Annotated in this window: 38 protein-coding genes; 33 read left to right on the top strand and 5 right to left on the bottom strand. The window is 49.2% G+C overall.

The features are described 5' to 3' along the window. The first annotated feature begins 3 nt into the window (after window positions 1–3). The 29 genes from LY85_RS06915 (at window position 4) to LY85_RS06790 (ending at window position 18,265) form a co-directional block, all read left to right on the top strand. A complete protein-coding gene (locus LY85_RS06915) occupies window positions 4–333 on the top strand; it encodes a DUF2190 family protein (protein ID WP_141826030.1) in 330 nt (109 codons plus the stop codon). Window positions 334–351: 18 nt separating this feature from the next. Continuing rightward, on the top strand, window positions 352–615 hold the full coding sequence (locus tag LY85_RS06910) for a hypothetical protein (protein WP_141826029.1): 264 nt from the start codon (window positions 352–354) through the stop codon (window positions 613–615). Next, window positions 612–938 (top strand): hypothetical protein, encoded by a 327-nt coding sequence (locus LY85_RS06905; RefSeq protein ID WP_141826028.1) that lies wholly within the window; start codon window positions 612–614, stop codon window positions 936–938. Before LY85_RS06910 ends, LY85_RS06905 begins: the two co-directional genes overlap by 4 nt. Before the next feature lies 1 nt (window position 939). Beyond that, window positions 940–1,608, top strand: a complete 669-nt coding sequence (locus tag LY85_RS06900; protein ID WP_141826027.1) for a hypothetical protein — start codon at window positions 940–942, stop codon at window positions 1,606–1,608. Further along, window positions 1,608–2,150 carry a hypothetical protein gene (locus LY85_RS06895; RefSeq protein ID WP_141826026.1) on the top strand — a complete coding sequence of 181 codons (543 nt, stop codon included), beginning with the start codon at window positions 1,608–1,610 and terminating at the stop codon, window positions 2,148–2,150. Before LY85_RS06900 ends, LY85_RS06895 begins: the two co-directional genes overlap by 1 nt. A gap of 32 nt (window positions 2,151–2,182) precedes the next feature. Continuing rightward, window positions 2,183–3,607 carry a phage tail sheath protein gene (locus LY85_RS06890; RefSeq protein ID WP_141826025.1) on the top strand — a complete coding sequence of 475 codons (1,425 nt, stop codon included), beginning with the start codon at window positions 2,183–2,185 and terminating at the stop codon, window positions 3,605–3,607. Beyond that, window positions 3,607–4,122 (top strand): phage major tail tube protein, encoded by a 516-nt coding sequence (locus tag LY85_RS06885; RefSeq protein ID WP_141826024.1) that lies wholly within the window; start codon window positions 3,607–3,609, stop codon window positions 4,120–4,122. Before LY85_RS06890 ends, LY85_RS06885 begins: the two co-directional genes overlap by 1 nt. A 14-nt stretch (window positions 4,123–4,136) precedes the next feature. Further along, window positions 4,137–4,598, top strand: a complete 462-nt coding sequence (locus tag LY85_RS06880; protein WP_141826023.1) for a hypothetical protein — start codon at window positions 4,137–4,139, stop codon at window positions 4,596–4,598. A 2-nt stretch (window positions 4,599–4,600) separates the two neighbouring features. Continuing rightward, entirely contained in the window at window positions 4,601–4,729 is a 129-nt protein-coding gene (locus LY85_RS19675) for a hypothetical protein (RefSeq protein ID WP_279230991.1), read from the top strand. 128 nt (window positions 4,730–4,857) lie between these two features. After that, the gene (locus LY85_RS06875; RefSeq protein WP_141826022.1) at window positions 4,858–6,546 is read left to right on the top strand and encodes a hypothetical protein; all 1,689 of its coding nucleotides are present in this window, start codon (window positions 4,858–4,860) and stop codon (window positions 6,544–6,546) included. Further along, complete coding sequence (locus LY85_RS06870; RefSeq protein WP_141826021.1) at window positions 6,537–6,752, top strand: LysM domain-containing protein; 216 nt, start codon at window positions 6,537–6,539, stop codon at window positions 6,750–6,752. The genes LY85_RS06875 and LY85_RS06870 overlap by 10 nt, the downstream gene beginning before the upstream one ends. Window positions 6,753–6,756: 4 nt before the next feature. Beyond that, a complete protein-coding gene (locus LY85_RS06865) occupies window positions 6,757–7,671 on the top strand; it encodes a phage late control D family protein (RefSeq protein WP_141826020.1) in 915 nt (304 codons plus the stop codon). Window position 7,672: 1 nt separating this feature from the next. Then, window positions 7,673–7,906, top strand: coding sequence for a hypothetical protein (locus tag LY85_RS06860; protein WP_141826019.1), 234 nt, complete (start codon window positions 7,673–7,675; stop codon window positions 7,904–7,906). Further along, a complete protein-coding gene (locus LY85_RS06855) occupies window positions 7,903–8,451 on the top strand; it encodes a phage tail protein (RefSeq protein ID WP_185741137.1) in 549 nt (182 codons plus the stop codon). The genes LY85_RS06860 and LY85_RS06855 overlap by 4 nt, the downstream gene beginning before the upstream one ends. Further along, entirely contained in the window at window positions 8,451–8,741 is a 291-nt protein-coding gene (locus LY85_RS06850; RefSeq protein WP_141826017.1) for a hypothetical protein, read from the top strand. The genes LY85_RS06855 and LY85_RS06850 overlap by 1 nt, the downstream gene beginning before the upstream one ends. After that, window positions 8,738–9,829, top strand: a complete 1,092-nt coding sequence (locus tag LY85_RS06845; protein WP_141826016.1) for a baseplate J/gp47 family protein — start codon at window positions 8,738–8,740, stop codon at window positions 9,827–9,829. Before LY85_RS06850 ends, LY85_RS06845 begins: the two co-directional genes overlap by 4 nt. Beyond that, the gene (locus LY85_RS06840) at window positions 9,829–10,479 is read left to right on the top strand and encodes a phage tail protein I (protein WP_141826015.1); all 651 of its coding nucleotides are present in this window, start codon (window positions 9,829–9,831) and stop codon (window positions 10,477–10,479) included. The genes LY85_RS06845 and LY85_RS06840 overlap by 1 nt, the downstream gene beginning before the upstream one ends. Window positions 10,480–10,481: 2 nt before the next feature. After that, window positions 10,482–11,264, top strand: coding sequence for a phage tail protein (locus tag LY85_RS06835; RefSeq protein ID WP_141826014.1), 783 nt, complete (start codon window positions 10,482–10,484; stop codon window positions 11,262–11,264). A gap of 12 nt (window positions 11,265–11,276) precedes the next feature. Beyond that, window positions 11,277–11,894, top strand: a complete 618-nt coding sequence (locus LY85_RS06830; protein ID WP_141826013.1) for a hypothetical protein — start codon at window positions 11,277–11,279, stop codon at window positions 11,892–11,894. 15 nt (window positions 11,895–11,909) lie between these two features. Beyond that, window positions 11,910–12,335 (top strand): hypothetical protein, encoded by a 426-nt coding sequence (locus LY85_RS06825; RefSeq protein WP_185741136.1) that lies wholly within the window; start codon window positions 11,910–11,912, stop codon window positions 12,333–12,335. After that, window positions 12,335–12,475 carry a hypothetical protein gene (locus LY85_RS19235; RefSeq protein WP_185741135.1) on the top strand — a complete coding sequence of 47 codons (141 nt, stop codon included), beginning with the start codon at window positions 12,335–12,337 and terminating at the stop codon, window positions 12,473–12,475. Before LY85_RS06825 ends, LY85_RS19235 begins: the two co-directional genes overlap by 1 nt. Beyond that, window positions 12,476–13,375 carry a GH25 family lysozyme gene (locus tag LY85_RS06820; RefSeq protein WP_141826012.1) on the top strand — a complete coding sequence of 300 codons (900 nt, stop codon included), beginning with the start codon at window positions 12,476–12,478 and terminating at the stop codon, window positions 13,373–13,375. Window positions 13,376–13,390: 15 nt separating this feature from the next. Next, window positions 13,391–13,687, top strand: a complete 297-nt coding sequence (locus LY85_RS06815; protein WP_141826011.1) for a hypothetical protein — start codon at window positions 13,391–13,393, stop codon at window positions 13,685–13,687. Window positions 13,688–13,718: 31 nt separating this feature from the next. Continuing rightward, window positions 13,719–14,054, top strand: coding sequence for a hypothetical protein (locus LY85_RS19770; protein ID WP_347562421.1), 336 nt, complete (start codon window positions 13,719–13,721; stop codon window positions 14,052–14,054). Window positions 14,055–14,200: 146 nt separating this feature from the next. Next, the gene (locus tag LY85_RS06805) at window positions 14,201–14,458 is read left to right on the top strand and encodes an AbrB/MazE/SpoVT family DNA-binding domain-containing protein (RefSeq protein WP_141826010.1); all 258 of its coding nucleotides are present in this window, start codon (window positions 14,201–14,203) and stop codon (window positions 14,456–14,458) included. 148 nt (window positions 14,459–14,606) lie between these two features. Continuing rightward, window positions 14,607–14,777: a hypothetical protein gene (locus LY85_RS19230; protein ID WP_185741134.1), complete on the top strand. Its 171-nt coding sequence runs from the start codon at window positions 14,607–14,609 to the stop codon at window positions 14,775–14,777. Between the two features lie 154 nt (window positions 14,778–14,931). Further along, window positions 14,932–16,230, top strand: coding sequence for a DNA polymerase IV (locus LY85_RS06800; RefSeq protein WP_141826009.1), 1,299 nt, complete (start codon window positions 14,932–14,934; stop codon window positions 16,228–16,230). Next, window positions 16,197–16,544 carry a hypothetical protein gene (locus LY85_RS06795; protein WP_141826008.1) on the top strand — a complete coding sequence of 116 codons (348 nt, stop codon included), beginning with the start codon at window positions 16,197–16,199 and terminating at the stop codon, window positions 16,542–16,544. The genes LY85_RS06800 and LY85_RS06795 overlap by 34 nt, the downstream gene beginning before the upstream one ends. A gap of 113 nt (window positions 16,545–16,657) precedes the next feature. Continuing rightward, window positions 16,658–18,265, top strand: coding sequence for a kelch repeat-containing protein (locus LY85_RS06790; RefSeq protein WP_185741133.1), 1,608 nt, complete (start codon window positions 16,658–16,660; stop codon window positions 18,263–18,265). Window positions 18,266–18,371: 106 nt separating this feature from the next. Here LY85_RS06790 and LY85_RS06785 read toward each other — a convergent pair whose 3' ends face one another. The 5 genes from LY85_RS06785 to LY85_RS06765 all read right to left on the bottom strand — a co-directional run bounded on the left by LY85_RS06785 (window position 18,372) and on the right by LY85_RS06765 (window position 21,079). Beyond that, window positions 18,372–19,373, bottom strand: coding sequence for a hypothetical protein (locus LY85_RS06785; RefSeq protein WP_141826006.1), 1,002 nt, complete (start codon window positions 19,371–19,373; stop codon window positions 18,372–18,374). A 3-nt stretch (window positions 19,374–19,376) separates the two neighbouring features. Beyond that, the gene (locus tag LY85_RS06780; RefSeq protein WP_141826005.1) at window positions 19,377–20,432 is read right to left on the bottom strand and encodes a YaaC family protein; all 1,056 of its coding nucleotides are present in this window, start codon (window positions 20,430–20,432) and stop codon (window positions 19,377–19,379) included. Between the two features lie 76 nt (window positions 20,433–20,508). Then, on the bottom strand, window positions 20,509–20,631 hold the full coding sequence (locus LY85_RS06775; protein ID WP_141826004.1) for a manganese catalase family protein: 123 nt from the start codon (window positions 20,629–20,631) through the stop codon (window positions 20,509–20,511). Then, the gene (locus LY85_RS06770; RefSeq protein WP_141826003.1) at window positions 20,631–20,885 is read right to left on the bottom strand and encodes a spore coat protein CotJB; all 255 of its coding nucleotides are present in this window, start codon (window positions 20,883–20,885) and stop codon (window positions 20,631–20,633) included. The genes LY85_RS06775 and LY85_RS06770 overlap by 1 nt, the downstream gene beginning before the upstream one ends. Continuing rightward, window positions 20,882–21,079, bottom strand: a complete 198-nt coding sequence (locus LY85_RS06765; protein WP_038325450.1) for a spore coat associated protein CotJA — start codon at window positions 21,077–21,079, stop codon at window positions 20,882–20,884. Before LY85_RS06765 ends, LY85_RS06770 begins: the two co-directional genes overlap by 4 nt. Before the next feature lie 160 nt (window positions 21,080–21,239). Between LY85_RS06765 and LY85_RS06760 the strand changes: the two genes are divergently transcribed. From LY85_RS06760 to LY85_RS06745, 4 genes are all read left to right on the top strand, one after another. Next, window positions 21,240–21,668, top strand: coding sequence for a MarR family winged helix-turn-helix transcriptional regulator (locus LY85_RS06760; RefSeq protein WP_141826002.1), 429 nt, complete (start codon window positions 21,240–21,242; stop codon window positions 21,666–21,668). A gap of 46 nt (window positions 21,669–21,714) precedes the next feature. Further along, complete coding sequence (locus tag LY85_RS06755) at window positions 21,715–23,421, top strand: ABC transporter ATP-binding protein (RefSeq protein WP_347562453.1); 1,707 nt, start codon at window positions 21,715–21,717, stop codon at window positions 23,419–23,421. Next, window positions 23,421–25,280, top strand: a complete 1,860-nt coding sequence (locus LY85_RS06750; protein ID WP_141826000.1) for an ABC transporter ATP-binding protein — start codon at window positions 23,421–23,423, stop codon at window positions 25,278–25,280. Before LY85_RS06755 ends, LY85_RS06750 begins: the two co-directional genes overlap by 1 nt. Before the next feature lie 202 nt (window positions 25,281–25,482). Beyond that, window positions 25,483–25,992 carry an O-acetyl-ADP-ribose deacetylase gene (locus LY85_RS06745; protein ID WP_141825999.1) on the top strand — a complete coding sequence of 170 codons (510 nt, stop codon included), beginning with the start codon at window positions 25,483–25,485 and terminating at the stop codon, window positions 25,990–25,992. The last annotated feature ends 2 nt before the right edge of the window (window positions 25,993–25,994 follow it).

Genomic DNA, 25,994 nt, shown 5'->3' with positions numbered 1-25,994 from the left:
ATAATGGCCAGATATATCCAGGAAGGCAAAATTATCAATTACCAGAATAGCACCGGAAGCGCAATCGCATACGGCGATGTTCTGGTTCTGACCGGGCGCATCGGCGTAGCCGTCGCGGATATCCCGAACGGCGCGTTAGGAAGCGTGGAACTGGAAGGCGTGTTCGAGATACCGGCGGAATCCACCCCCACATTGACGGTTGGTCAGACCGTGTACTGGGACGCAACTAATTCCCGTGTGACCGGAACAAAACCCGAAAGCGGCGAAATTGTCGCAGGAATTGTGGTGGAACCGAAGACCGCAGCAGAATCCACCGCGCTGGTGAAGCTGTAAGCGGAAAGGCGGAGAACAATGATTCAATTGAAATCGTCTTTTTTGTGGGATGGGCATCTGATCCCGGCTGGAAACTTAATCAGCTTGCCGGCGGAACTGGAACAGCGATTGGTTGCTGCGAGTAATGCTGCCGAACTTACATCTATTCCTAAAAATGAAGTTGAAATCGAACCTCCTGTGAATCCGGACGTTTCGGAGGAATCGTTAGACGCTGAGCTCACGGAGGACCCGGTTACCCCGGATCCCGAATTGAAACTCGGCCGCGGAGCTCCGAAGGTATGACGCTGCGGGAAGATATCGAAGAGGATCTTTCGATTTTTTTCGATATGGACGAAATGGCTACCGAGCACACAATTACTATTGGGCAGACGACCAAAACAGTTTCCTGTATTGTAGACAATGATGAAGGACAGCGAAATAGCCTGCGTTCCCCAGGGAGCAACTACGATGGCGATATGTTGTTTTTCATACGGTCATCGGATGCCGCAGGCATTGTTCCGGAGATGATGATCCAGTTCGACGGCAGGCCATATATGATTGCGGGGGTGGTCGAGGAAGACGGAATGACGCAGATCACGCTGACCGCCGGACAAGGAGGCTTTTGATATGGCCGGAAATGTTATTTATGCGAACACCAGGCAGTTAGACCAGATTGCCAAATTGCTGGAAGGGTACCCGAAAGACGCGGTGCGAATTATGAACAATGTTCTGTCCCGCACGGCGGATACCGTCCGGGTGGAAGCTGGACGGCAGATTCCGAAAGTGTTCGGCGCGCCGCAAAAGGAAATCAAAAGCGCGCTGAACAGCAAGCAGCGGAAAGTAAAAACCGTGATGGGAGCTTCTGGTACGGGCAGCGTTTCGGTTGTGGTTCTTGGCCGTCCGTTGACAATCACACGTTTTCAACACGTTCCAACATCCCCTGTGAAGAAAAACAAAGGCGGAAAGAAGCGTAATGTTCAGCCGATGGTGAAAATCTACAGCGAGAAAGGAAGGCTCCCCCTTGGTCCAGTTCGTGGAACGGACGGTAAAAATAACAAAGTATTTCTGGCTCCGGTTAAAAACGGTACAGAAGAGCGGTATCTATTTGCCGTACGGAACGGACCTAAAAAATACAGAGTTCTTCGGAGCCTTTCTGTTCCACAGATGGTGACAAACGAGGGTGTAGGCACCGTAATTGTGGATAAGGTCAATGAAGCCATAATGAAAAGGCTGACCCATGAGCTTGACCGGACGTTTGGAAACCTTGGGACCAATCTTGCGAAAGGGGCGGGATAATGCAGGCGGTATCTTCCCTGCAGAAAATTCAGGACTGGTTGCAACAGTTGATCGTAAAGGAGCATATCCAGTTAAAGCAGCCACAGGAAGATGATCAGACGGATCGTTATACATTGGTAGCTCCAGCCGTACATGTCGGGTACATTCCGCCGAAAGGGGAACTGTATCCGCAGGGAGGAATACGGATTCCCTGCTTGGTAGTTGGAACTTCTGAGGTTTCCGGCGACGAAGACAACGACACTATGAATCTGCAGATTACCGCCGTCGTGTGGGACCCGGGAATTCAGTCGACAATTGGGGCGGATGCTCCGATGCAGCTTTCCGCGAATTTCAGCGGTTATATCACGCTGCTGAATCTGCTTGACAGGGTTAAGCTGTGGATCCGGCGGGAAGACGGAATTGCCGGGAGGTTCCATCTGGAATCCCCTGTGAAGTTGAAAACATATGAAGAACAGCCGTGGCCGTATTGGTACGGATACCTGACCTGCACTGTTTCCGGGATTCCTGATCCTGAAACCCGGTATGCGGACGCGCTGAACTGACAAGCTGAACTTACAAAAGGAGTGAGTGATACATGAGCGAATACCGACACGGCGCATTTGCCGACCAGGTGGACAGTCAGGACTATACATCCCCCTCTGGCGTCGGCACGATCCCGGTCTATGTCGGACGTGCCCCGGTCCATCAACTGGCGGAGTACGCCGGAAAAACCAATGTCCCAATTCTGATTTCATCCTGGCAGGACGGGGTGCGAAAGATCGGATACAGCGAAGCCTGGGCGGATTATGACCTGTCCGAAGTGCTGTATGCGCATTTCCGGAACGACGTTAACAGCGTTGGGCCGATTGTGGTAATCAATGCGTTGAATCCCAACGACAAGAAAAATGAAGCCCCGCAGACGGCGACGGTCAATTTTGTGAAAAAGACGGCAGTACTGTCCAATCCAAAGGTGATCCTGTCGACGATTGAAATCACCGGCAAGGAGCTTGACGTCGATTTCAGCGCGGCATACTCTGACGATGGCCTGACCGTTGTAATCAAAGACCTGAAGGGAGGGCTGGTCAGCGCGGAAGTCAAATTCTACGAAGTGGATCCGAACGGCGTCAGCGACACTGACATAATTACCGCGATCAATACCGGGGTTTCAAAGGTCTACTATGACCTTTCCAAAGTGCCGACGATTCTGGCGGCTCCGGGGTGGAGCGATCATCAGATCGTTTTCGCGGCTCTAGTCGCTATGCTGGACAAGATCAACGGGCACTGGTACGCCTGGCTGAACGCTGATCTTGATTGCAGTACGATAAAAACCATTGATGCGGCGATCGAGGCAAAAGAAGCATATGAAACGACGACCGGCGCGGCCGGGCTCCTGTGGCCAATGGCCAAAAAGGGGAATCGGAAGTTTCATGCCAGCACACTCAACACAGTAACCATGCAATGGGTGGATTTCCAAAATAACAATCTTCCTTATGAGACTCCGTCAAACAAACAGATCGATATTGATTCTCTGTGCCTGGCGGATGGAACCGCGATTCAGTACGATCAGACGGAAGCGAACCGCCTGAACGCAAAGGGAATCAACACCATGACCTATTGGGAAGGGACCTGGCGGATGTGGGGCCCGCACACTATGAAGTACAGCGTGGATGCCAATATCAACGCCAGGGATGTTTTTGACTGCAATGTGCGCATGCTGCGTTATATCAACAATGCGTTTCAGCGGACTTACGGGTTGGAAGTTGACAAGCCTATGCCCCGGGGGCGCAAGGATTCCATCCTGAACGATTTTCAGGCATGGCTTGACGGGCTGGTCCAGGATGATGCACTGTTGCTCGGAACGGTGGAATTTGTGGCAAACGATAATCCCGTCAGTGATCTGGTTCAGGGGAACTTCGTCTTTTCAGGCGAATTCACAAACCCGGTACCCGGGAAGAGCCTTACCAGTAAGATGCGTTGGACTTCACGTGGCCTGAATGCAATGTTTGGAGGTGAATCCTGATGGCGCGTAAAACGATTGTGGGCGCTACCGGCGGAATTAAAGTGCTAGCAAATGGATACGAGATATCCAATGTAACCAGCGTATCCTTTGCTGAAATTGAAATGAAAGGCGAAGAAGTATCCGGCGCGGGACTCCTCGGCAGCTTCGCAATGCCGACGCCGGGTCAGTTTGGCGCAATGACCACGACGGTTTCCCTTCGCGCTGCCGGGGCTGATAAAAAATACCTGCTTGCCGCGACGGTCAATCTGGAAATTCGGATTGCCGCGAATCTGAGGGCCAGCGATGGCAGCATGGTTGTTTCCGGAACCAGATTCTATGTGACCGGGTATCCGTCAAAAATCAGTAACGGCAGCGGGGAAGTCAGCAAAACCCGGGACGAAAGTATTGATTATTCTACGGTGCGATACCGCGAAGTTGTGGACGGCGAGGAAATGCTGTTAATTGATCAGATCGCCGGAACCTACAAGGTTGGAGGAGTCGATCAGTTAACCGGGTTTCGCTCTGCACTGGGATAAGGAGGTAAATTTCTATGACAAAAGAACAGAACATGAGCCCTGATATCGGGGATAATCTGGCCGATGAACGTACGCTGATCCCGATGGGGAATCTGGGCGAGCAAAGCGACAATCAGGAGGAGATGCAGGATTCCGAATACTGTATGGTACTAAAGCATCCTCTTAAAATCGTCGGTGAGGAAATCCGGTATCTGGAGTATGATTTTGATGCTTTGACGGCCAATGATCTGCATCAGGCGTCCAAATACCTGAAGAATCTGGGAATTCCGGTCAGCGTGCCGGCACTGGACTATGAGTATCAGCTGGTTGTGTTTCACAAGGCCGTTAAAAAGAAAATGCCGGATGTGATGCTGGCCGACCTGATGCGGCTTTCCGGAGCCGATGCGATGAAAGCGACGGGGCTGGCTCGAGATTTTTTGCTCGACAAGGATCCCGGGCTGAAGGACTTGGGGTCAGAAGAATCATCACTCAGCTGACCATGACCACAGCAAACGATGTTGTGGTTCTTGGAAATCTTCCTCTTGACGATCTGTACCAATTGTATGAAGACGTCAATGAGGAGATGGACAGAATGCAGGCACCGGAGAAAGGCGGTGATGACGAATAAAAGGAAAAGAATTAAAGGCGCTGATCACACTTGCCGGAAAGGTAGATCCATCCTTGCAGGCCGCTCTGTTAAAGGCCAGCAACCAAAGCAGAAAAACATCTAATGTTTTTAACAAGGCAATGAGCGCTATGAATAAAGGCGTTCTGAGCGTTGCCGGGAAAATCAGCCCGGCGTTTCAGGCTGGACTAACCGGCGTTGAGACTAAGGCGTCGAAAGTGTTTGGCGCCGTACAAAAGGGTGCCGGCTATGTGGGAAAAGGTTTCCAGATAGCCGGCAAAGCTGCAAAAGGGCTGGCTCTGGGTGTCGGTGCCGTTGCAACAATTGGTGTTGCGGCGATGGCTCCTCTTGCCAGCCAGGGACTGGAATATGCAAGCAATCTGACAGAGGTGCAGAACGTTGTAGATACGACATTCGGAAAGAGCTCTGCCGTCATTGATGATTTTGCAAAAACTTCCATGCAGTCTTACGGGCTGACGACGCTACAGGCAAAGCAGTATTCTTCTGTGCTGGGTTCCATGTATAAAAGCATGGGCCTTGGTTCCCAGGAGACGCTGGCAATGTCGCAAAATATGACAGCGCTGGCCGGGGATATGGCGTCTTTTTACAATCTGGATCCGGAGGAAGCTTTCGAGAAAATCAAATCCGGTGTCTCTGGGGAAACGGAGCCGCTGAAAGCGCTCGGTATCAATATGAGTCAGGCCAATCTTCAGGCCTATGCGATGACTCAGGGGATCAAGAAGAACTACAGTAGCATGTCGCAGGCCGAACAGGCTCAACTGCGGTACAACTACCTTCTTTCCGCGACGGCTGATGCACAAGGGGACTTTTCGAAAACCAGCGGGACTTACGCCAACCAGCAAAAAATTATGAAGGCGAACCTTCAGCAGACGGCTGGAGAAATCATGCAGAAAATGATTCCGGCGCTGTCGACCGGAATGGGACAGATCAACCAATTTATCAGCAGCATGGACACCAATGCGATCGGAAGTTTTGTTGGTCAGCTTGGAAATATGGCGGTATCGTTCCTTCCACTGGTGCTGCAGCTAATGCCTCTGTTCGGGAGTCTTCTTCAGATGATCCTGCCGCCGCTGATTAGTATCGGACAACAGATCATGCCTGTCATTATCCTGGTCGTCCAGACTTTTCTAGCCGCACTGCAGCCGCTGATCCCTCCGATTATGCAATTCGTACAAGCCCTGCTTCCCCCACTCATGCAGATCCTGACAGCGGTATCCCCGCTGCTGATCCAGATAGCGGGAATTGTCGGTAACGTGCTGGGACCTGTGTTGAGCTTTGTAGTTGGGGTTATTCAGAACATTGCGGACCTGATTTCATCGGTGGCTAAGCCGGTAGGGGATTTCTTCGCAAGCGTTGGCTCGTTTCTCGGTATCAGCGGAAGCGCGCAGCAGCAGATATCTAATGTCGGCTCCTCTGCTTCCAGTACGAAAATCCCTGCATACGCAAACGGGGGATTTGCCAATAGTCCGGCCATTTTTGGCGAGGCTGGGCTGGAAGCCGCGATTCCGATCAGGCCCGGAAATGCCCGCAGCCTGGGCTTATTTGCGAAAACGGCGCAGCTGCTTGGTGTCGGTCGGCAGGATCCGGATGGCGAAAATGGAAAGAAAATGTTTGGATCCTTCTCTCAAGATAAGCATCTGCAATATCCAGGACGTCCTGTACGGCCGATTTCCTTTGTCTACGCTCCAGTTTTTCATGGAGAACGGCCTACGGAGAACGTGCTGAAGCGTGATGCGCAGAATGTTAAGCGGATTCTGGACGATTATTTTGGCAATAAGGGACGGTTAGCATGGGAATGATTGATGGTTTTGATTATACGACCATGGCCGGTGATACTTTCGATATGATCGCCCTGGATGCATACAACAACGAATTCCAGGCGGTCAAAATCATCAGGGCGAATCCTCAGTACGCTGGGATTGTGTCTTTTGACGCCGGTGTGGTGCTGCGGATTCCGTATCTGGAAGAGACTGCTCCGGAAACGCTTCCGCCCTGGAAAAGGTGATCAAATGGCACAAATATACTACGAAGGCAAGGACATTACCTCAGACGTCGAAATATCCGACCTGGTCGTCACAGACAGCTGCGGCGACCAGGCGGACGCAATCGACGCAAAGATGGCAAACAGCGAAAACCAATGGTCCAATTGGAATCCGAGAAAAGAAGACAGCATTAACATCATCCATCAAGGATACCGATCGGGAAGTATGTGGATTGACCGGGTTCGGCAGGAAATAGGATCAATCGATCTGGGCGCGGTCAGCATTCCACCCGGGGGGAAAACGAAACGCTCCCGGGCATGGGAAAACACCACACTGATTACGATTGCCTCCGACATCGCCGCCGCCCACGGACTGACGGCGCGGTTTCTGAATGTTCCTGCGTACACCTACGCGCGAGTCGACCAGATCGGCCGCGGGGACTTCGGATTTTTACAGGAACGCGCTATGCTGGAAGGTTGCAGCATCAAGGTCCAGGACGAAAAACTGTTTTTGTTTTCGGATACCCACATGGAAGATCAGCCGGCGGTCAAAACCATTTATGCCGACGACTTCCTCGAGGAGCCGCGGTTCAACAATTCGGCTGAAGATACATACCAGAGCTGCACCGTCGCCTGGAGGTCGGTCGGCGGGACGTTCTCTGACCAGGAAGCATCCGGACCGGCGCTGAATATTGGCACATACCCGGTTTCCAGTTCCGGGGAATCGCAGCGCTTTGCAAAAAACATACTGCGAAACCATAACAAAAAAGAAATGGTTGGAGAAATTTCCATTGCACTGGACACGACTATCACGGCAGGGAATGCGGTGATAGTCGCCGGGATGGGGCTAAGTGACGGAAAGTATTACATCGATACGGCGCAGCACAGTTTCGCGGGGGATATCAGCCGCCTGACGCTGCATAAGTGTTTTGGGAGGTATTAGTATGACATCAATTGGAACAGTGACGACAGTGCAGGCCAACCAGTACCGGGTTAATATCGGCGGAAGCCTGTCCGCACCAATCACGTGCCTGACAGGTGCCTTTCGGTTTCAGGTGGATGCTGAGGGCGTCATACAGCAGCTGCCGCCCTCGGTCGGTGACAGAGTTCTGTGCTGGTTCCCGGGGGAAGCCTACTGCGACGGCTACATTGTCGGGATAACGGAGGAATCGTTGTGATTGTTGGTACATTTGGAAACAAGATATTCGAGGTTTCTTCAAGCAAAATTTTGACTCCGAGGGATATATCCGTTTCGGGAGAGTTAAACGTATCAACCGAGGACACTTCGGGGAAGAAACCGACGACGACCATTAAAGGTCCGGGACTTGAGAAAGTCGGCCTTGAGCTCCGCGTCCTTGCAACGGCAGGAAATTCAGCGCAAACGGAAATAGACTCATGGAAGGCCCTGCGGGACGCAGCTGTCGCATATCCTCTTGTCCTGTTTGGGAAAGCTGTCAGTTTAAACAAATTTCTGCTTACAAATTGTTCGGCTTCGGACTACGTGGTGATCAAGATCGCCGGAGCGGCGTCGATCGCGGCGGCTACGCTAAAGCTGGAATTCTCCGAATATGTTCCGCCTGGGGCGCAGAAAAGTACTGCGGCGAGTAAAGCAGCCAGTGCGGCGGGACTTTCAGCTGCAGCTGTAAAAAATCCATACAAGGTTCCGACAACGGCGCAAAAAGCTTCCCAAAAGCGGGAAAATGAAAGGATGAGTGGTCCGTAATGGTGGTGCGGTCTGGAGAAGGTGGGATTAACTGGAATGCGACAGGCGACGATCGTATAGCACAGAACGTCCGCAATCTGATCAATACATACCGGTATGAAATTCCATATCACCGTACTATGGGAATCCCTGGTAGTCTGATCGATCGGCCGGGGCCTGCTCTGATGGAAAACGCCCGGGTGGAAATCGCCCAGATGCTGGCTGTCTATGAGCCTCGGGCCAATGTGAAGGATGTGCAATGTGAAATGGATGCGGATGGAAATGTGACAGTGGTGGTGATTTTGGAATGATAGAATTTGTTTCGACCGATCCGCAGCAGCTGCTGAATAATGCTGTTGCGCGCTACGAAGCTGTATCCGGAGAAACGCTGTATCCGGGGGATGAACATTATCAATTTTTATCTCAAATTGTGGAGCTGATTGTCGCCTGCAAGGAAGACATTAATTCATCTGCGAATCAGAATCTGCTTCGGTACTGCTCCGGAAGTATTCTGGATGAATACGGCAGCCAGTACGACGTGGACAGGGCTGCAGCAAAGACAGCAAGTGCAACCATGAAATTTTCGCTGCCTGCAGCGCTGGGATTTGACGTAACGGTTCCGGCCGGAACGAGGGCAACGCCAGACGGACAGTTGGAGTTTCCGCTTCAGACGGATGTAATCATTCCGGCCGGGCAGACTTCCGCTCAGGGAACCGTCGTTGCGAAATCAGCCGGAGCCGGCTATAACGGATTTCTTCCCGGACAAATTCAGAGCTTAATGGATCCCGTGGACTATATCGGATCGGTTACCAATGTGACGGCCACATCCGGTGGAGCTGATGAGGAAAACGACGATAGTTACCGGGAAAGGATCCGGCAGCGCTGGGAAGCGATATCGACTGCCGGGTCAAGAGAGAGCTATGAATATTGGGCTAAGGCGGCATCATCGGATATTGCGGATACCAGGGCGGTTAAAACTTCCCCCGGGGTCGTAACGGTATATGTTCTGATGAACGGGGCATCTGAGCCTTCTCAGAGCATCCTGAATGATGTCAGCACCTCCTGCAGTGAAGAAAAGCGCCGTCCCTTGACGGACAATGTCATTGTCTCTGCCGCCCAGGTAAAGGCCTATGATATTAATCTCACCTATTATATAAGCAACAGCCGATCGACAGAAGTTACAAGTATTCAGGCAGCGGTTAATAAGGCGGTTAATGATTCTATCGCTGCCCAAAAAACACATTTAGGTGGAAACCTGAATCCTGACAGCTTGCGCGGCGCGTTGTTGACGGCGGGGGCCTACCGCATTGATATTGCTGACCCGACCTATACGGAACTGCTTCCACAGGAAGTCGCGGTTGCAGGAACGGTTAGCGTTACTTATGGAGGAATCCTGTGATGGTTGATCTGAAAAATGTGGACCTGTTGTCTATGCAAAGTCAGCGCATGCAGCAGGATAGAACGACGCAGGCCCTATCCGCAGCCTTAACGCCTATACTGCAGGAGCTTGGCGAGGAGGTCATTGCGGTTATCCTGTATCCGTATCTTGACAGCCTTTCCGGTGCCGTTCTGGATGAGCTTGCTTGGGGGCTCCATGTGGACGTCTATGATGCGCTTGCTTCCGACGAGGAAAAGCGGCAGATGATCCGGAACTCGTATCTGATCCATAAGTATAAGGGGACTGTATTCGCGGTCCGGAAGATCGTGGAAAGCGTATTCGGAGAAGCGGGAAAAATCGAAGAATGGTTCCAGTACTCCGGAGATCCGTATCATTTCAGAATGGATGTGTATTGCCAGTCCAAGGGCGTAACGGCAGCCGAACAGATTAGGGCATTGCAACTGGTAGAAGCCGGAAAAAATCTACGGTCAGAGCTTGACGGGATTCGCTTAATCCTTTCACAGACGGTCAATGCGCGGGTTGCTGCGGTGACGTCTGTAGGATCTGTGATTGATGTGTACCCGATCGGTGAAATGGATACCCATAAAGTAAAAATTGCTACCGCTGCAATCCAGACAACGGTGGTTGACGTATACGCATTGGAGGGGTAAGCATGGAATATTACACGATAACAACAAATGCCTGTGATGCAGCAATTGCACAGGCTCTCCAGACCGGAATCTCGAAGACGTTTAAAAAGTTGGCTGTCGGGGATGGAAACGGATCCTATTATGAGCCTGCCAAAACGCAGACAGCACTTCGTCGGGAGGTCTGGAGAGGCGACGCCGTTACTCTGGTTGATCCTGATAACCCCAGGCGCGTGATTGTGGAGGCGGATATCCCCGCCAACGTGGGAGGTTTCACAGTCCGCGAAGCAGGAATATTTGACGAGGCGGGAACGATGATGGTTGTGTCGAAGCAACCGTTGTCGGAAAAAGTGGCCCCTGAGTCGGGAGCCAGCAATGATATGGTTATTCGGCTGCGTGCGGAAGTTTCTGACGCGAGCGCGGTAACCATCACGGTAGATCAGTCAGCAATCAGAGCGACAAAGGCGGATGTAAAGGCCGCAGGAGACAAGGCTGCCGCGGACCTTACAGCTCACGCTTCTGATGCTGTCGTGCACGTCACCCAGGCAGATCACGACAAGATTAACGGTGCCGTCCAGACCGCCACCATCGGCGGCGCTGCGGTCCCTAAGAGCGGGACGACGCTGCAACTTCCGGCGTATCCGGTCATTCCCAGCAGCCTTCCCGCCAACGGAGGTACGGCGGATTACGCCCATTACAGCAGTCATGCAGTCGGCTCCGGCGGCGCGGCCCTGCGCAACAACGCTGCTACGGTAGGCGGCAGTCCGTCAGGCGGCTCGGACGGTGACGGGTGGGACATATGCACATAAGGAGGCTGGGCGATGGGCGCACGATATGACAACATAGCCGGGGTGCAGCACAAGGTCAGTAAGCGGTACGATAACATCAACGGTGTGTGGCGGCCCGTAAGCAAGCGATACAACAATATCGCCGGGGTGTGGAGGCAGGGGTATTCTGGAACGATTGCTCAGGCGCACGTTAATCTCGACATATTACACGAGTCATATTTAAGAGAAGATGGTAGCGGACGATTGGGGTTACGTAGCACTTTTTATGATGATGACCCATCTAACTATAGTATGTCAATTGATTTTTACTTTGACGAAGCTATATCAATTGCACGCAACGGGACAGCTTTTCAGTTATTAGACATGACAGCAACCAGTTCCAGGGCAACTGACGGTGCATCAATTTATGTCCACGCATATAATGATGCTGGTACCGACTATTATCTTGGATACATTTACAGTAGCCAAACTCCTTATGGATTAAAGAACCCAGTAAAATCAAATTACGATGTTGTAGCAAAACGCGTCAATGTTTTATTTCAATCTAAATTATATGCTACTTCAAATTTCAATGCTTACTATTATGTGGATTTTCCTTCAGGAGCATTAACAATCGGTGGAAAAGTAATCAACTCGATTGAACTTATTTGACAGGAGGTAAAACATATGTCAACAATAAAATTCGCGAACGACACGGAGTTGCCAATTATCACGGCAATAGCCATCAATACCTATGCGCAGGGAGCGCAGCGGAGAGGCATAGAAATCCAGATGGCCAAGGATGCAATCACGTTCGACGTGCTGGATGCCCTGACTGCCGACAGCGCCAACACGGCCCAACTGACGCTGATCGACGGCGACAAGCAGTATGTCCATGACAATTACAGCATCCGCGCGGAGCTGGCCGTCAAGGCCGTGGAGATTACTCCCGCTACCGACACGGCCCCGGCGGAAACAGAGGACAGGCTGTGTGTCACGCTGGCGCAGCTCACGTACTTAGAGGTTACACAGGCGACGCAGGCCATGAAACAGACACAGACGGACGCGGCCATTGCGGAGCTGTCCGTACTAATTGCGGGAGGTAATGAGTAATGTTTACCGAAAATTCCGGCCTTGTGGCCGTGTGGGTGCGGCTGATTCAGGCAGGTACATACACCGAGGACAAGGTGCCGGCGCTGTCCAATTTACGAGATGCCGTGCATCAGGTTCTTAATGAGGGGGCGAGTACGTAAATGAACGGGATCGACGTCAGCAAACACAACAACAAGGGGAACCCGATTGACTGGGCCAAAGTCGACGCTTCCGGAATAGACTTCGCGCTGATCCGCGCCGGTTATGGGAACAGCATCAGCCAGAAGGACCCGAAATTTGAGGAGAACATGCAGGGTGCGCTGGCCCATAAGCTACATACCGGGGCATATTGGTTCAGTTATGCGATTTCCCCCGAGGATGCCCGGAAGGAATCCGAGGTTTTCAAAAAAGTTCTTGCTCCATACAGGGGAAGAATTGATTTTCCAGTTGCTTTCGATTATGAGTACGACAGTATTACATACTCACAAAAGCAAGGCGTAAACCCTACGAATACTTTGATCGACAATATCGCCAGGGCCTTTATAGATTCTATGTGCGCTGATAAATGGTTTGTCAACCTTTATACGAATCTCGATTTTATCCGGTCCGGCAGGTTTTCGGCAGCAACACTTGCAAAGTCCGACGTGTGGCTTGCCGATTATTCAGGAGGGCCGGATTACCCTTGTGGGATCCAGCAGACCGGCAGCGCCGGAGTGGTGCCCGGCATATCGGGGCCTGTTGATCTGGATAAAGCCTTTAAGGATTACCCGACTATCATCAAGGCAGGCGGCTATAATGGATATCCGCGGCCGCAGATCATAGACTTTAAGAGCGACACAACGACAGATATCCGCCTTAAGCTGGGACAAGCATATCAACTCAAGGTAACCGCAAAAAACGCTCCTGTGGTCACTGTGGGCACGACAGGGGTTGCCGCTCTCCTTCCTCGGTACAGACAAGGTGAGGACAGTTATTTTTATTTGGTGGGAATCGGGAAGTCTGGCACTGCCGCGGGGGTGTATGTCGATGGAGTGAAGCAGTTTGTAGTCTACGCCGCATAGGGAGGACTGCAGCTTATGGATATAGCAGAGGTTGCAAAGATCGCTGGTGATGCCCTCAGCCGCGCGGAAGCCGCGCATGATCGTCTCGATGAGCTGACCGGAGAAGTCAAAGATATCCGTAGCCTAACTGCTGTAATGGCTACGGCAAATCAAAAGATCGATAATCTCTCGTCGGATGTGAGCGAAATGAAACGCGACATTAAGGCGATTACGGAACGCCCGGGAAAGAGATGGGACAGCTTTACCACCGCGATTATTACCACTCTAGGTGCGTCACTCATTGCGGCGATATTGGCACTAATATTTAAATAGCCGGTCAACCCGGCAGGAAAGAAGGATACATATGAAAATCGATTGGAAACGGAAACTTACATCCCGGAAGCTGTGGGCGGCAATCGTGTCGTTCGCCGCGCTCCTTGTCGTCGCCTTGGGTGGCACCGAAGCGCAGGCGACGCAGATCACTGCGCTGATTATGGCTGGGGCAACCGTCGTAGCGTACATCGTCGGTGAGGGGCTTGTGGATGCGGCAAGTGCGAGGGCGGCATCGATCACGCAGCTCAGTGCACCGGTTATCGGTACCGTTGACCCCGCACCAGCCGAAGCTGCACGGACCGGAGCAGATCAGGCCGCGGCGATCAAACAGGAGACGGTGCTACCTGGGAACGAAAAAACGGAATAGGCATTAAAGCCCTCTGCTGACTTGAATTAGCCAACAGAGGGCTTTTAGTTCCAGATGAGATTGATTACCCCACAAATTTGTCTTAGTCCATCGAATTATATAATAGAACACATAAAAATATAATTTGAAACGAAGGCGATAAATAAGTGAAATCTACTGGGGCGATCCGTTATGCTGATACGTTTGGACGCGTTGCATTGCCAAAAAAGTTAAGAATAAAACTCAAAATAAAAGAGCAGGATCCCCTTGAAATTTATGTTGAGAATGGAAGAGTTGTCTTGAAGAAATACAAGCCTGCATGTGTCTTTTGTAACAGCATGCATAAACTCACGACATTCAAAGGCTACAGTATTTGTCGTGAATGTAGGGAGAAAATCAATGCAGTTGAAAATAAGCCGGGATAAAATTATCCCCCGCTGGCCTATCGGCTGACGGAGTTATCTCTATAAACAAAAACAGGCTCATCGGATTAACCGGTGGGCTTTTTTCACGTCACTGTGTCGAATTATGTAGTATAATATCTATAAAGAATATTGGCAAGGTGGTAATAACGTGAATACAGAAGATTTGAAACGCTATGATAAACGAGTTCAGCAAATTGTTGATCCGTTTGGAAATGGGTTTCCGAAACTGCGCAAACTTATGATAGAATGGGCACAAGAAAATAGCCTGTCCACTCACGATCTTATGGAGCAATACATGGCCTGGAAATGGAAAAAATAGATAAGTTTTCAGAAAACATATTAAAATGTTATCCCCTGAATTGATGCATAAACGCCTCCGGATGCCCCTTTCTTACCCATACATTACCATTGAAAAGAACGCATGTTCTATGTTACGCTAGCATACAATAGAACAAGGGTTCGGGGTGATAGCGGTGGAAAGGGTCATTGCGCATAGCGATCTAAATTGTTATTACGCTTCTGTAGAAATGCTGCGGAATCCACGCCTGCGTGATGTCCCGATGGCCGTGTGTGGAAGTACCAAGGAACGCCGCGGAATTGTTCTGACCGCAAACTACCCTGCAAAAAGACTCGGAGTGAAAACGGGCATGGCTAACTGGCAGGCTCATCAAGCTTGCCCTGGAATCTATACGGTTCCGCCGAGATACAACGATTACATGCAATTTTCCGGCTTTGTGAAGAATATGTATTCCAATTATACCGACCGTGTGGAGCCATTTGGGATTGATGAATCGTGGCTTGATCTGACCGGCTGCGTATCCTCTTTTGCACAGGGTGAGCTGTTGATACACGAAATGAGGGAACGAATCAAACGAGAAATTGGCCTGACTGTCAGCATTGGTCTCGCGGACAACAAAGTGTTCGCAAAGTTGGCGAGTGATATGAAGAAGCCTGACGCCTGCACGATTATTCCGGGGGACAAATTTAAAGAGATTGTGTGGCCGCTACCTGTTGGCGACCTTCTATACATCGGCACGGCAACGAAGCGCAAGCTTGAAAGCTATGCTATTCACACAATCGGTGATTTAGCTGCAACTGATACCAAGCGCCTGGAACGCTGGTTCGGAAAAATTGGCCCTGTGCTTCACGCCTTTGCTAATGGTGAGGATCGCTCGATGGTTGCGCCTGCCGGCTATGAATCACCCATTAAATCGGTTGGAAACAGCCAGACTTGCCTGCGCGATTTGGTTTCCGATACCGATGTAAAGGTTATGCTTTATGCGCTGTCCGAAAGTGTGGGCGGGCGGTTGATGGAAATGGGAATGTACGCCTCTACCGTTGAATTTTCGTTTTTAGACAGTGATTTGCAAAATTATGGTTCACGGCAATGCAAACTGACGGTCCCCACAAACATATCGGGCGAGATTGCCAATGCTGCGTTTAGACTTTTCAAGCGATGTTATGGCCACTGGCCGAAACCATTGCGAAAGGTAGGAGTTAGAGGCTGTGACCTGATAGGGATGGATGTTCCCCGGCAATTAACGATTTTTGAGGATGCAAACAAAGCAGTAGATAAAGAGGAATTGGAACGGGTGATCAACGCCTTGCGCGGCCGGTATGGTAACAAAATTATCCAGCGAGCGATTATGTATACGGATAAGGAACTATCGGGCGTGGATGCGAAGAAAGACCATACGATCCATCCTGTTGGTGTGTTTAACGGAGGTGTCAGTGTCACATGGGGCGGATACAAGACGAAAATTATGAAATAAGAATACCCGTTGATATGATCCAGCTGACGGAACGCAATGGGAAAGCATGGCCACTAGCATTTGACTGGGTGGAAGAGAGTACCGGTCAAACAATCCATGTAGAGATTGCGGACGTTAAGCCGGATATTATTCCTGATGCAGAACAGAAGAGCGGAACTGTGGGCGACCGTTACGAGTGCATCATTAACGGGCAGGTGGAATATCTGTATTACTCCATTCTACAACCTCGTAAGTGGTTTAAGTTAAAACGCGTCAGCGAAGCGGAGTACAAAGCATATTACAAGCTTCCTGGAGAAACCGCTGCAAAGGAGTGAGAGGGCTTTTTTTATTTCCAATTCTAACAAATAGTTTCTTCCGGACGATAATTATAATGAACAATTGTTACAGTGTGACCGGTTACATAATAAAACGAAATAGGAGATTTATTATGAAAAACAGGTTTAAGCTAAAAGGTTGTTTTATTTTTGTGCTTATTTTGACTTTGATCGTATCGACGATGCCGGTTATGGCCTTTGCCGAAGCGACGGATCAGTGGGTTGAAAAGGTATCAATGCAATCTCCCAGATTGGATTTTCAAACTGAAGTAATTAACGGTAAAATATATGCTTTTGGAGGTCACAATAGCGGTACAAGTTCTTTGTCAACAGTAGAAGCATATGATCCGGTTTCAGACACATGGGCGCAAAAAAAGTCAATGTCTATTGGAAGAACAAATTTTCGAGCAGAAGTCATTGATGGAAAGGTTTATATTATTGGTGGCTATGAAGTCAAGAATCAGACTTACTTATCTTCAGTAGAAGAATATGACCCTGTTTCTGATACTTGGACAACTAAAAAATCAATGAATGTAGCAAGGTATAATTTGGAGACAGAAACAATCAATGGGAAAATATATGCAATGGGCGGAAAGAACAAAAATGGCGTATTGTCAACTGTAGAAGAATATGATCCAGCTAGTGATACATGGATCGAAAAAGCATCAATGCCTACTCCAAGATACGATTTCCAAACGGAAGTTATTGATGGAAAAATTTATGCTATTGGTGGTGTAAGCGATAGCGGGGATATATCTTCGGTTGAAGAATACGACCTTTCCTCTGACATATGGACGACAAAAGAATCAATGTTGATTCCAAGAGCACTATGTCAAACAAAAGTTATTGGTGGTAAAATATATGCTTTTGCTGGTAGGAATAACAATAACAATGGTCCTCAATCTTCAGTTGAAGTATTTGATCCTGCATTAAACACATGGGATACAAAGGCACCAATGTTAACTGCAAGAGTTTCTTTTAAAGTTGAAGAAATCAATGGAAACATATATGCAATTGGTGGTTCTAATGCAAAAAGTCTGTCATCGACCGAAGAATATAACCCTATATCGGACACGTGGAATACAATAGCCCCACTGTCTGTTCCCAGATATGATCATCAGGCAGAAGTTATTAATGGAAAAATTTATGCTATTGGGGGATATGATGGTAGCAATCCGCTATCTTCAGTCGAAGAATACACGCCCACTTTAACTCAACCCGACACGCCCACAACCTTAACCGCGACAGCCGGAGACAAGCAAGTAACTCTGTCCTGGTCTTCCGTAACTGGAGCTACCGGCTATAATATTTACAGATCAACAACTTCTGGTAGCAACTATAGTAAGATCGCATCCAATGTCACCTCAACCACCTATGCCGACACTGGGTTAACTAACGGGGTTACGTATTACTATTACGTGACATCAGTTGACTCATCCGGTGCGGAGAGCCAACCCTCTAATGAAGCCTCGGCTACACCGACAGCCTCTTCAAGCGGTGGATATAATGCGACGCTTAGAATAACAATGGTAACTGGGGAAATCAAAGAATATAATGTAAATTCAACAGTCGTTGAAAGTTTTATTGCTTGGTTTAATAGTAAGGGCTCAGAATCCCCTGTGTTTACATTTGAAAAGACGTCAGACCTCGGCCCCTATACAAGCCATACGGATTATTTAGCATACGATAAGATATCCAGTTTTATAGTGTTGAAATATTAGTCTGAAACTGCCACTGAGAAAACCAATTGTGCCAAAAGAAACCCTCTCAGCCGTTGTCCACGGTTGGGAGGGCTATTAGCCTATAAGCCTTTATGCTTCAAATAATTTAGTTTAAAAAGCTCGAATATGGATTTAGATCATCATCTAACATTCTTAATTTTAGAATTTGTGACGTGCCCCATTCATTATCAAATTTTAATGTTAACTCTTCTACTCTGTATAAAGAAGAGTCTTGTTGTCCTCTAATTTTTGGGGCAAAAAGCAATATATTTCCATGTTCCAAAAATATTTCATCTCTGTTTGGCTGTATTGTAACAGTCATCCCTTTGCCGCACAGTCCTCCAGTACATTTATCGATGCTAGTAATATTATCATTGTTTAATACAATTAGTTTATTTGATAAGAATGCTTGATAGGTCAATTCAAGTATGGCCTTCATAACTTCTCTTATACAAATCGTGGCTAATAAATATTTTATTGTACTATAAATGGGTTCTTGCCTATTCATTAGTAATTTATCAATTTCGGAAGGGACAGAATGAACTCCGGAACTAAGTATCTGATGATTAATAGATTCAGCTAATGAAAGAAATTTACTTTTGCTTATCTGGGTCATGTCTGCATGCTTAAACTCTGATAGCAAACTAAAAATTTTACTATTTTGTAGTTCAGCTATTAAGCCATCACATATTGTTACATCAAAGAGATCATCAACATTCTTATAATATCCGTCGACAATATAATTTGAATACGGATTTAACAGATAAGCAAGTTGATGATTAATAATATGAAACGGTTCTGAACATTTTGTGTTTATATTATTTAATATACTATATCCAATAGTTAAATTCTTTTTTTCATCTTCTGTTAACGGAGGCAATGAGATATTAAGTTGCTCATGAATTGAATCTCTGCTTTTTTCACAGAGGAGGAACCCCAAGAATTGTGCATCTTTACTTCTTGCAAATTGATGATAAAAGTCTTTTGAGGGTAAGGAGTCATCAGGATTGCAGGTGGACAGTCCTTTCACTGTTGCCGCAATTGATGCTCTACAATCAATTGAAAATATATATTTACATATTTTGAAAACTTCGTTTTTAATACTCATCAATTACTTTCTCCTGTCCATGTTATTAACTATTTCGATAACTTCTTGCTCAGTTAATTGAGTAGATGTATCCGTTATTCCTTGAGGAGAATTTGTGAATCTTATATTTTCTTTCTCTAAATAATTCAACATATAATTGGGGAATAGTCTCCGACAGGAATCCAAAAATCGCTCTATAATAAGCTTTTCTCCAGTTGCATCTTTACTAACAAAGGGGTTCCATATTTCTGAATGATAACGACTTACATAACTAAGTGAGAATAGTATCATAAACATATATATTTCAATAGGTAAGGCTATTTTTTTGGAGTTTTTTAAATGCAATACCTGAAGATGTTTTTTCCCAGAAATATGAAATATCCCGATTTCATTATAGTCGAGTTTTCTTCTCAGAATTACATATTCGCCTATGTACTGGGGGGAAAGATAATTCGCTTTAAAGCCCCGAATATCATTACTAAAGGAGAAGGGTTCTGAAAAATTATTTAGATAATTATTTTGAATGCGTTCAACAACATTTTGCTTATTTTTCTTGATTTCTAAAGGAATACAATATGGTTGATGGCCTTGGTAACATAATAAAAAGTCATCTAAAATTTCGGGAATACTGCCCAGTAGCTCACTAATTGTCCAATCTCCAGAATGACAGATGTTTAATGAATCATCAAACATCTTAAGAAAAATGGATAGGGCACCAGATACTTCATTACACGGCCTGATCTGTATTTCGGCGATTTTACTATATTCTGGCGGAATAATAATTTTCATTCCATGATCAGTTATATGCTCTGTTTTTCCATTATGTAATCCTAATATCCCTAATAGAAGATTTGATACTCCATAATATAATAGAAGAGATCTTGTATAAAGTGAAGCTTGAATACTGGTGTTAAAATATTCTTGAGCTTGCAATATAGACCCTGAAATAATTTCTATTGTTTTATTATCATATGATAAGCCTTTATTGTTAAAATATCTTTCAATATTGCTTGAATATGTATATGTTTGCAAAATGCGCCATTGTTCAGTTTCGGGAGATTCAGCAAATATAGTTTTCATATCAAGCCTTCCTTTAGTTGTTACTTTATAATAATTATATCCTGAATATATTTTAATTACAATATAGCTTTCGTTTTTATATATTTAATAACAAATAGATATTAGGACCACCGTACTGGGCAATGATAATCTGTGCCAGCTTCGGATTGGTATTTTTAATATTGATCGGATACTGCAGGTTCTTCTGGTAATTCCACATTATTTGTTTCCCCCCTTGTTAACATCCCACGGCCATGGGGCGTTGATCCCATGCCAGCGGCTGGTGTCTGAACTGTTCTGATTCATCGGCCCGTAGGCCGCCTTGTACTGTATGATTAAATCATCCGCCATCCTGCGGTGTTTCTTTTGCTGCTTTGCTGCCTTACAATCGCCGGGATGGGTGAAAACAGGAAGCTCCCAGGTCGCAAAACGGCAGGCGTTCGTCCTGCGCATCAGCTGTTCCTGTTCGCTCATTTCCTCCTGCCTCCCAAAAACGGTTTGTCAAGCTCAGGGAAGATGGTTCCCATCTCCAACCCTTTTTCGGGAGTATAGGTGGAATTAAATTGTTGGAATGGAATATAGGCCATCGCTACAACCGGCATCGCCGGAAGGGGAGTCCGAGTCATTTCACAGCCCTGTCCGTCCATATCCATCATATTATCTGTCATTGTTTTTCTCCTCTCGTGAGCATTGGTATTATCTCACAATATATTATGTATTAGGATTTCAAATGGTGTAATTGCTTATTTCGTAACTTGACATTTCCCAAATGCGGGATTAATATTAGTTTACTAACAGTTAGCTTCCTAATTGACAGGAGGGATTTTTATGCCGGTTACGCTGCATATGGCGATCAATCGGGTATTTCACGCGCAAAAAAATGTGACGAGGCCCGGAATGGCGAAAATCGGCCTTTCACCCGGACAGCCGAAAATTCTGAACCACCTTTCACGGCAGAACCACTGCATGCAGAAGGACATTGCTTCGGCGCTGGACATCGAACCGGCCACCGTGTCGCAGATCCTGAACAATATGGTGCAGGCCGGCCTGATCCAGCGGTCGGCCCCCGCGGAAAGAAGAAGGGCGGAATCGGTGTCCATAACGGAAAAGGGCCGTGAATATCTGGAAAAATGGCAGCAGCTCTGTAAGGAAATCGAGGATGTGTCCCTGCAGGGGTTCACGCAGGAGGAGCAGGAGCAGTTCCTGGATTACCTCTATCGCATGTACTGGAATCTGACTGGGAAAGAGATTGAATAAAGCCTGTTCGGCACTTGGAGGGGAATGAGTGTTAAACCGTTTTTTTATTTATTTTGACAAGTATCGCAGGCATCTGGCCGGCGGGGTCGTCTGCGTCGCTCTGGAAGCGATGTTCGAGCTTGTCATTCCACTGATTATGGCCGATATCATCGACGTGGGCGTCGCCAACCGCGATACGAACTATATCCTGCGGAAAAGCCTTGCCATGGTTGCCTGTGCGCTGATTTCTCTGCTTCTGGGCGCGATTTACGCGCGTCTGGCGGCCAGAGCGGGTCAGGGCTTCGGCGCGGAACTGAGAAAAGCGGAATACCGCAAAATACAGGGCTTTTCCTTTTCCAATATGGATCATTTCAGCACCCCGTCGCTGATTACCCGTCTCACCAGCGATATCACCATTTTGCAGAACGCGATCTGCAACGGAATCCGGCCGATGGTCCGCGGTCCGGTCATGATGGTGATGGCGCTGGCGATGTCGATCAAAATGAGCGCGAAGCTGGCGGTGGTTTTCCTGACAGCGATTCCCGTGCTGGCCGTCTGCCTGGTTCTGATTCTTCGCAGGCTTCGCCCGATGTACGGAAAGATGCAGAAGGCGCTGGACCGGGTGAACTCTATTGTGCAGGAGAATCTGACGGCGATCCGTACGGTGAAATCCTATGTGAAGGGTGACAGCGAATGCCTGAAATTCAGCGCGGTCAACGAAACGTTCCGGTCTTCCTCGGAAACGGCTTTCCGCTACGCGGCGCTGAATATGCCCTGCTTTCAGTTTGTCATGTATTCCACCATTCTGTGCATCCTCTGGTTCGGGGGGAACTTTATCCACACGGGTACCATGCGGGTGGGACAGCTGACCGGATTTTTAAGCTATGTACTGCAAATCCTGAACTCGCTGATGATGATTTCCAACGTGTTCCTGATGCTCAGCCGTTCAATGACCTCCGCTTACCGTATTGCGGAGGTGCTGGACGAACCGGTGGGAATCACCGACGGCACGGGCAGCGGGACGGTGGAGCACGGAAGCATCGATTTTGAGCATGTCTGCTTCAAATATCAGGAGACGGCCAAAGAATATGTGCTGTCCGACATCAGCCTGCATATCGGCGCCGGTCAGACGGTGGGCATCATCGGCGGAACGGGCTCCGCGAAATCCTCGCTGGTACAGCTGATTCCCCGGCTTTACGACGTTACTTCCGGCAGCCTGAAAATAGACGGCCGCGACGTAAAGGAGTATCCGCTTGCGCATCTGCGCGACGCCGTGGGCATGGTGCTGCAGAAAAACACCCTTTTCAGCGGAACCATCCGCGAAAACCTGAAGTGGGGAAACGAAAACGCCACCGACGAGGAGCTGGACTGGGCGTGCCGGATCGCCTGTGCGGATGAATTCCTGTCCCGGATGCCGGAGGGCTACGACACCGACCTCGGGCAGGGCGGTGTGAATGTTTCCGGCGGGCAGAAGCAGCGGCTCTGCATTGCCCGCGCGCTGCTGAAACGTCCTAAGGTGCTGATCTTTGACGATTCCACCAGCGCGGTGGACACCGCCACCGAGGCGAAAATTCGCAGAAGGCTGGCGGAGGACTTAAAGGATACAACAAAGATCATGATTACCCAGCGCATCAGCTCGATTGAAAACGCGGATCTGATCGTGGTGCTGGAGGACGGGAAAATCAACGAGGCGGGCACGCATGAAAGCCTGCTGGCACACAATCCGATTTACCGCGATATTTATGAATTTCAGCAGAAGGGGGCTACGGCGTAATGGCGAGAACAACGCTGCATGAAAAGCCCAAGGATATCCGGAAAACGCTGAAATTCCTCTGGCGCTATCTGGAAAAGCACGGAACCGCTCTGCTGCTGATTACCGTCATGGTGGCCGTCAGCGCCGGGGCGAACGTCTTTGGCACCTATTTGCTGAAACCGGCCGTCAACGACTACATTATCCCCGGGGACATCCGGGGGCTTATGAAAATCCTGATCTTTATGGCCGCCGTCTATTTTGCCGGCGTAGCCGCGTCCTACGGATATTCCCAGCTGATGGTGAGAATTGCGCAGAAGATCGTACAGGAAATCCGCGACGACCTTTTCCGTAAGGTGCAGACGCTGCCCCTGAGCTTTTTCGATGCAAAAACGCACGGCGAACTGATGAGCCGGTTTACAAACGATATCGACACCATCGCCGAGGCCCTGAACAACAGCTTTACCGTGCTGATCCAAAGCTTCATTATCATCGTCGGCACGTTTACGGTGCTGATTATCCTGAATGCCGAGCTGTCGGCGATCGTGCTTTTGTCCTTCCTTGGCATGTTCCTGTTTCTGCGGTACAGCGGAAAGAAAAGCCACGCGTATTTTTCCTACCAGCAGAAGTTTATGGGCAGGCTGAACGGCTTTATGGAGGAGATGGTGGAGGGGCAGAAGGTCGTCAAGGTTTTCAATCACGAGGACAGGGACTTTGAAGAATTCTCCGACCGCAACAACAAGCTGCTGGATGCAGCCACGGGCGCGCTGACTTATTCGGGGCTTCTGATTCCGGTGGTGGTCAGCATTTCCTATTTCAACTATGCGCTTTCCGCCTGCATCGGCGCGTTCTTTGCCATTGCGGGCAGAATCGATCTGGGAAGCCTTGCCTCCTACCTTGTTTATGTCCGCCAGACGGCGATGCCCGTCAACCAGTTCTCCCAGCAGCTTAACTTTATTCTGGCCGCCCTGTCCGGTGCGGAGCGGATTTTTGAAGTCATGCAGGAAACGCCGGAAACGGACGACGGCACCGTGACCCTTGTGCATGCCGCGGTGGGGGAAAACGGCGAGCTGAAGGAATGCGGGGAGCGTACGGGCCAGTGGGCCTGGCGCGTACCGGATGCGGACGGGACCGACCGGCTGGTGCCTCTTTTGGGCGACGTCCGTTTTCACGACGTGGTGTTCTGCTACGTTCCCTGCCGCCCCGTTTTGAAGGGAATCAACCTTTACGCGAAACCGGGCCAGAAAATTGCCTTCGTGGGCTCAACCGGCGCGGGCAAGACGACCATTGCCAACATGATCAACCGTTTTTACGACGTTACCTCCGGAAGCATTACCTACGACGGGATCGACGTCCGGAATATCAAAAAGGACGACCTGCGTCATTCGCTCGCCGTCGTTTTGCAGGACACCCATCTGTTTACGGGCACGATCGCCGACAATATCCGTTACGGAAATCCGGATGCGGACAGGGAGCAGGTGATTAAGGCCGCCAAGCTGGCGAACGCGGATTCCTTTATCCAAAGGCTTCCGGACGGCTACGACACCATGCTTTCCGGCGACGGCGGAAACCTGAGCCAGGGCCAGCGCCAGCTGCTTGCCATCGCGCGCGCAGCGGTCTCCGACCCGCCGGTGCTGATTCTGGATGAGGCGACCAGCTCCGTGGACGCCCATACGGAAAAGCTGATTGAAACCGGCATGGATCACCTCATGGAAAACCGGACGGTCTTTGTCATTGCCCATCGGCTTTCCACCGTGCGGAACGCCAAGGCTATCATCGTGCTGGAAAACGGCGAAATCCTTGAGCGCGGAAGCCACGAGGAGCTGATTGCCCAGAAGGGGCGGTATTATCAATTGTACACCGGTCAGTTTGAATTGTCCTGAAGGGTTCCAATTCCCATCAGGCTTTCGGCTGTTTTCATAGACCGGCATATCCTCCAAATCGTTGCGTAAATGCGAAAGAGCCCTGCTTGCGTGAGTGTACGGAAGCAGGGCTCTTTTGGATGTTTCGGGGCTCTTGAAAAATTCTTGCGGAAAGAATAGAATTTAAGAAAAGAAACGGCTGAGGCCGCGGAAAGGAGACGTTATGGATTTTTTGATTGTTCAGGGAGATATTACAAAGCAAACGGCAGATGCTATTGTAAACGCGGCAAACACTTCCCTGCTGGGCGGCGGGGGAGTGGACGGTGCCATCCACCGCGCGGCGGGTCCGGAGCTTCTCAAGGAATGCCGGACCCTGCACGGCTGTGAGACCGGAAAGGCGAAAATCACAAAGGGGTACCGCCTTCCCGCAAAGTACGTCATCCATACGCCCGGACCGGTGTGGCGGGGCGGAGAAAGCGGCGAACCGGAGCTGCTGGAAAGCTGTTACCGCTCCTGTCTTGCGCTGGCGGAGGAATACCGATGCCGCACGGTTGCGTTTCCTTCCATCAGCACGGGCGTTTATCGTTTTCCGCCGGAGCTTGCGGCCAAAATCGCCGTGAGGACGATCCTGGAGTTTCTGAGCCGGAGCACCGCTGTGGAAACGGTCACCATGGTCTGCTTTGACCCGGAGACAAAGGCGGCGTACGACCGCGCGCTGGCGGCCGCGATGTGAAT

Origin of the sequence: Clostridium sp. KNHs216 (assembly GCF_006714885.1) — a bacterium.
In the GTDB taxonomy this organism is placed as follows: domain Bacteria; phylum Bacillota; class Clostridia; order Oscillospirales; family Acutalibacteraceae; genus Caproiciproducens.
Note: the sequence above shows the minus strand (reverse complement) of the source record. Positions and strands in the feature narration are given on the sequence as shown.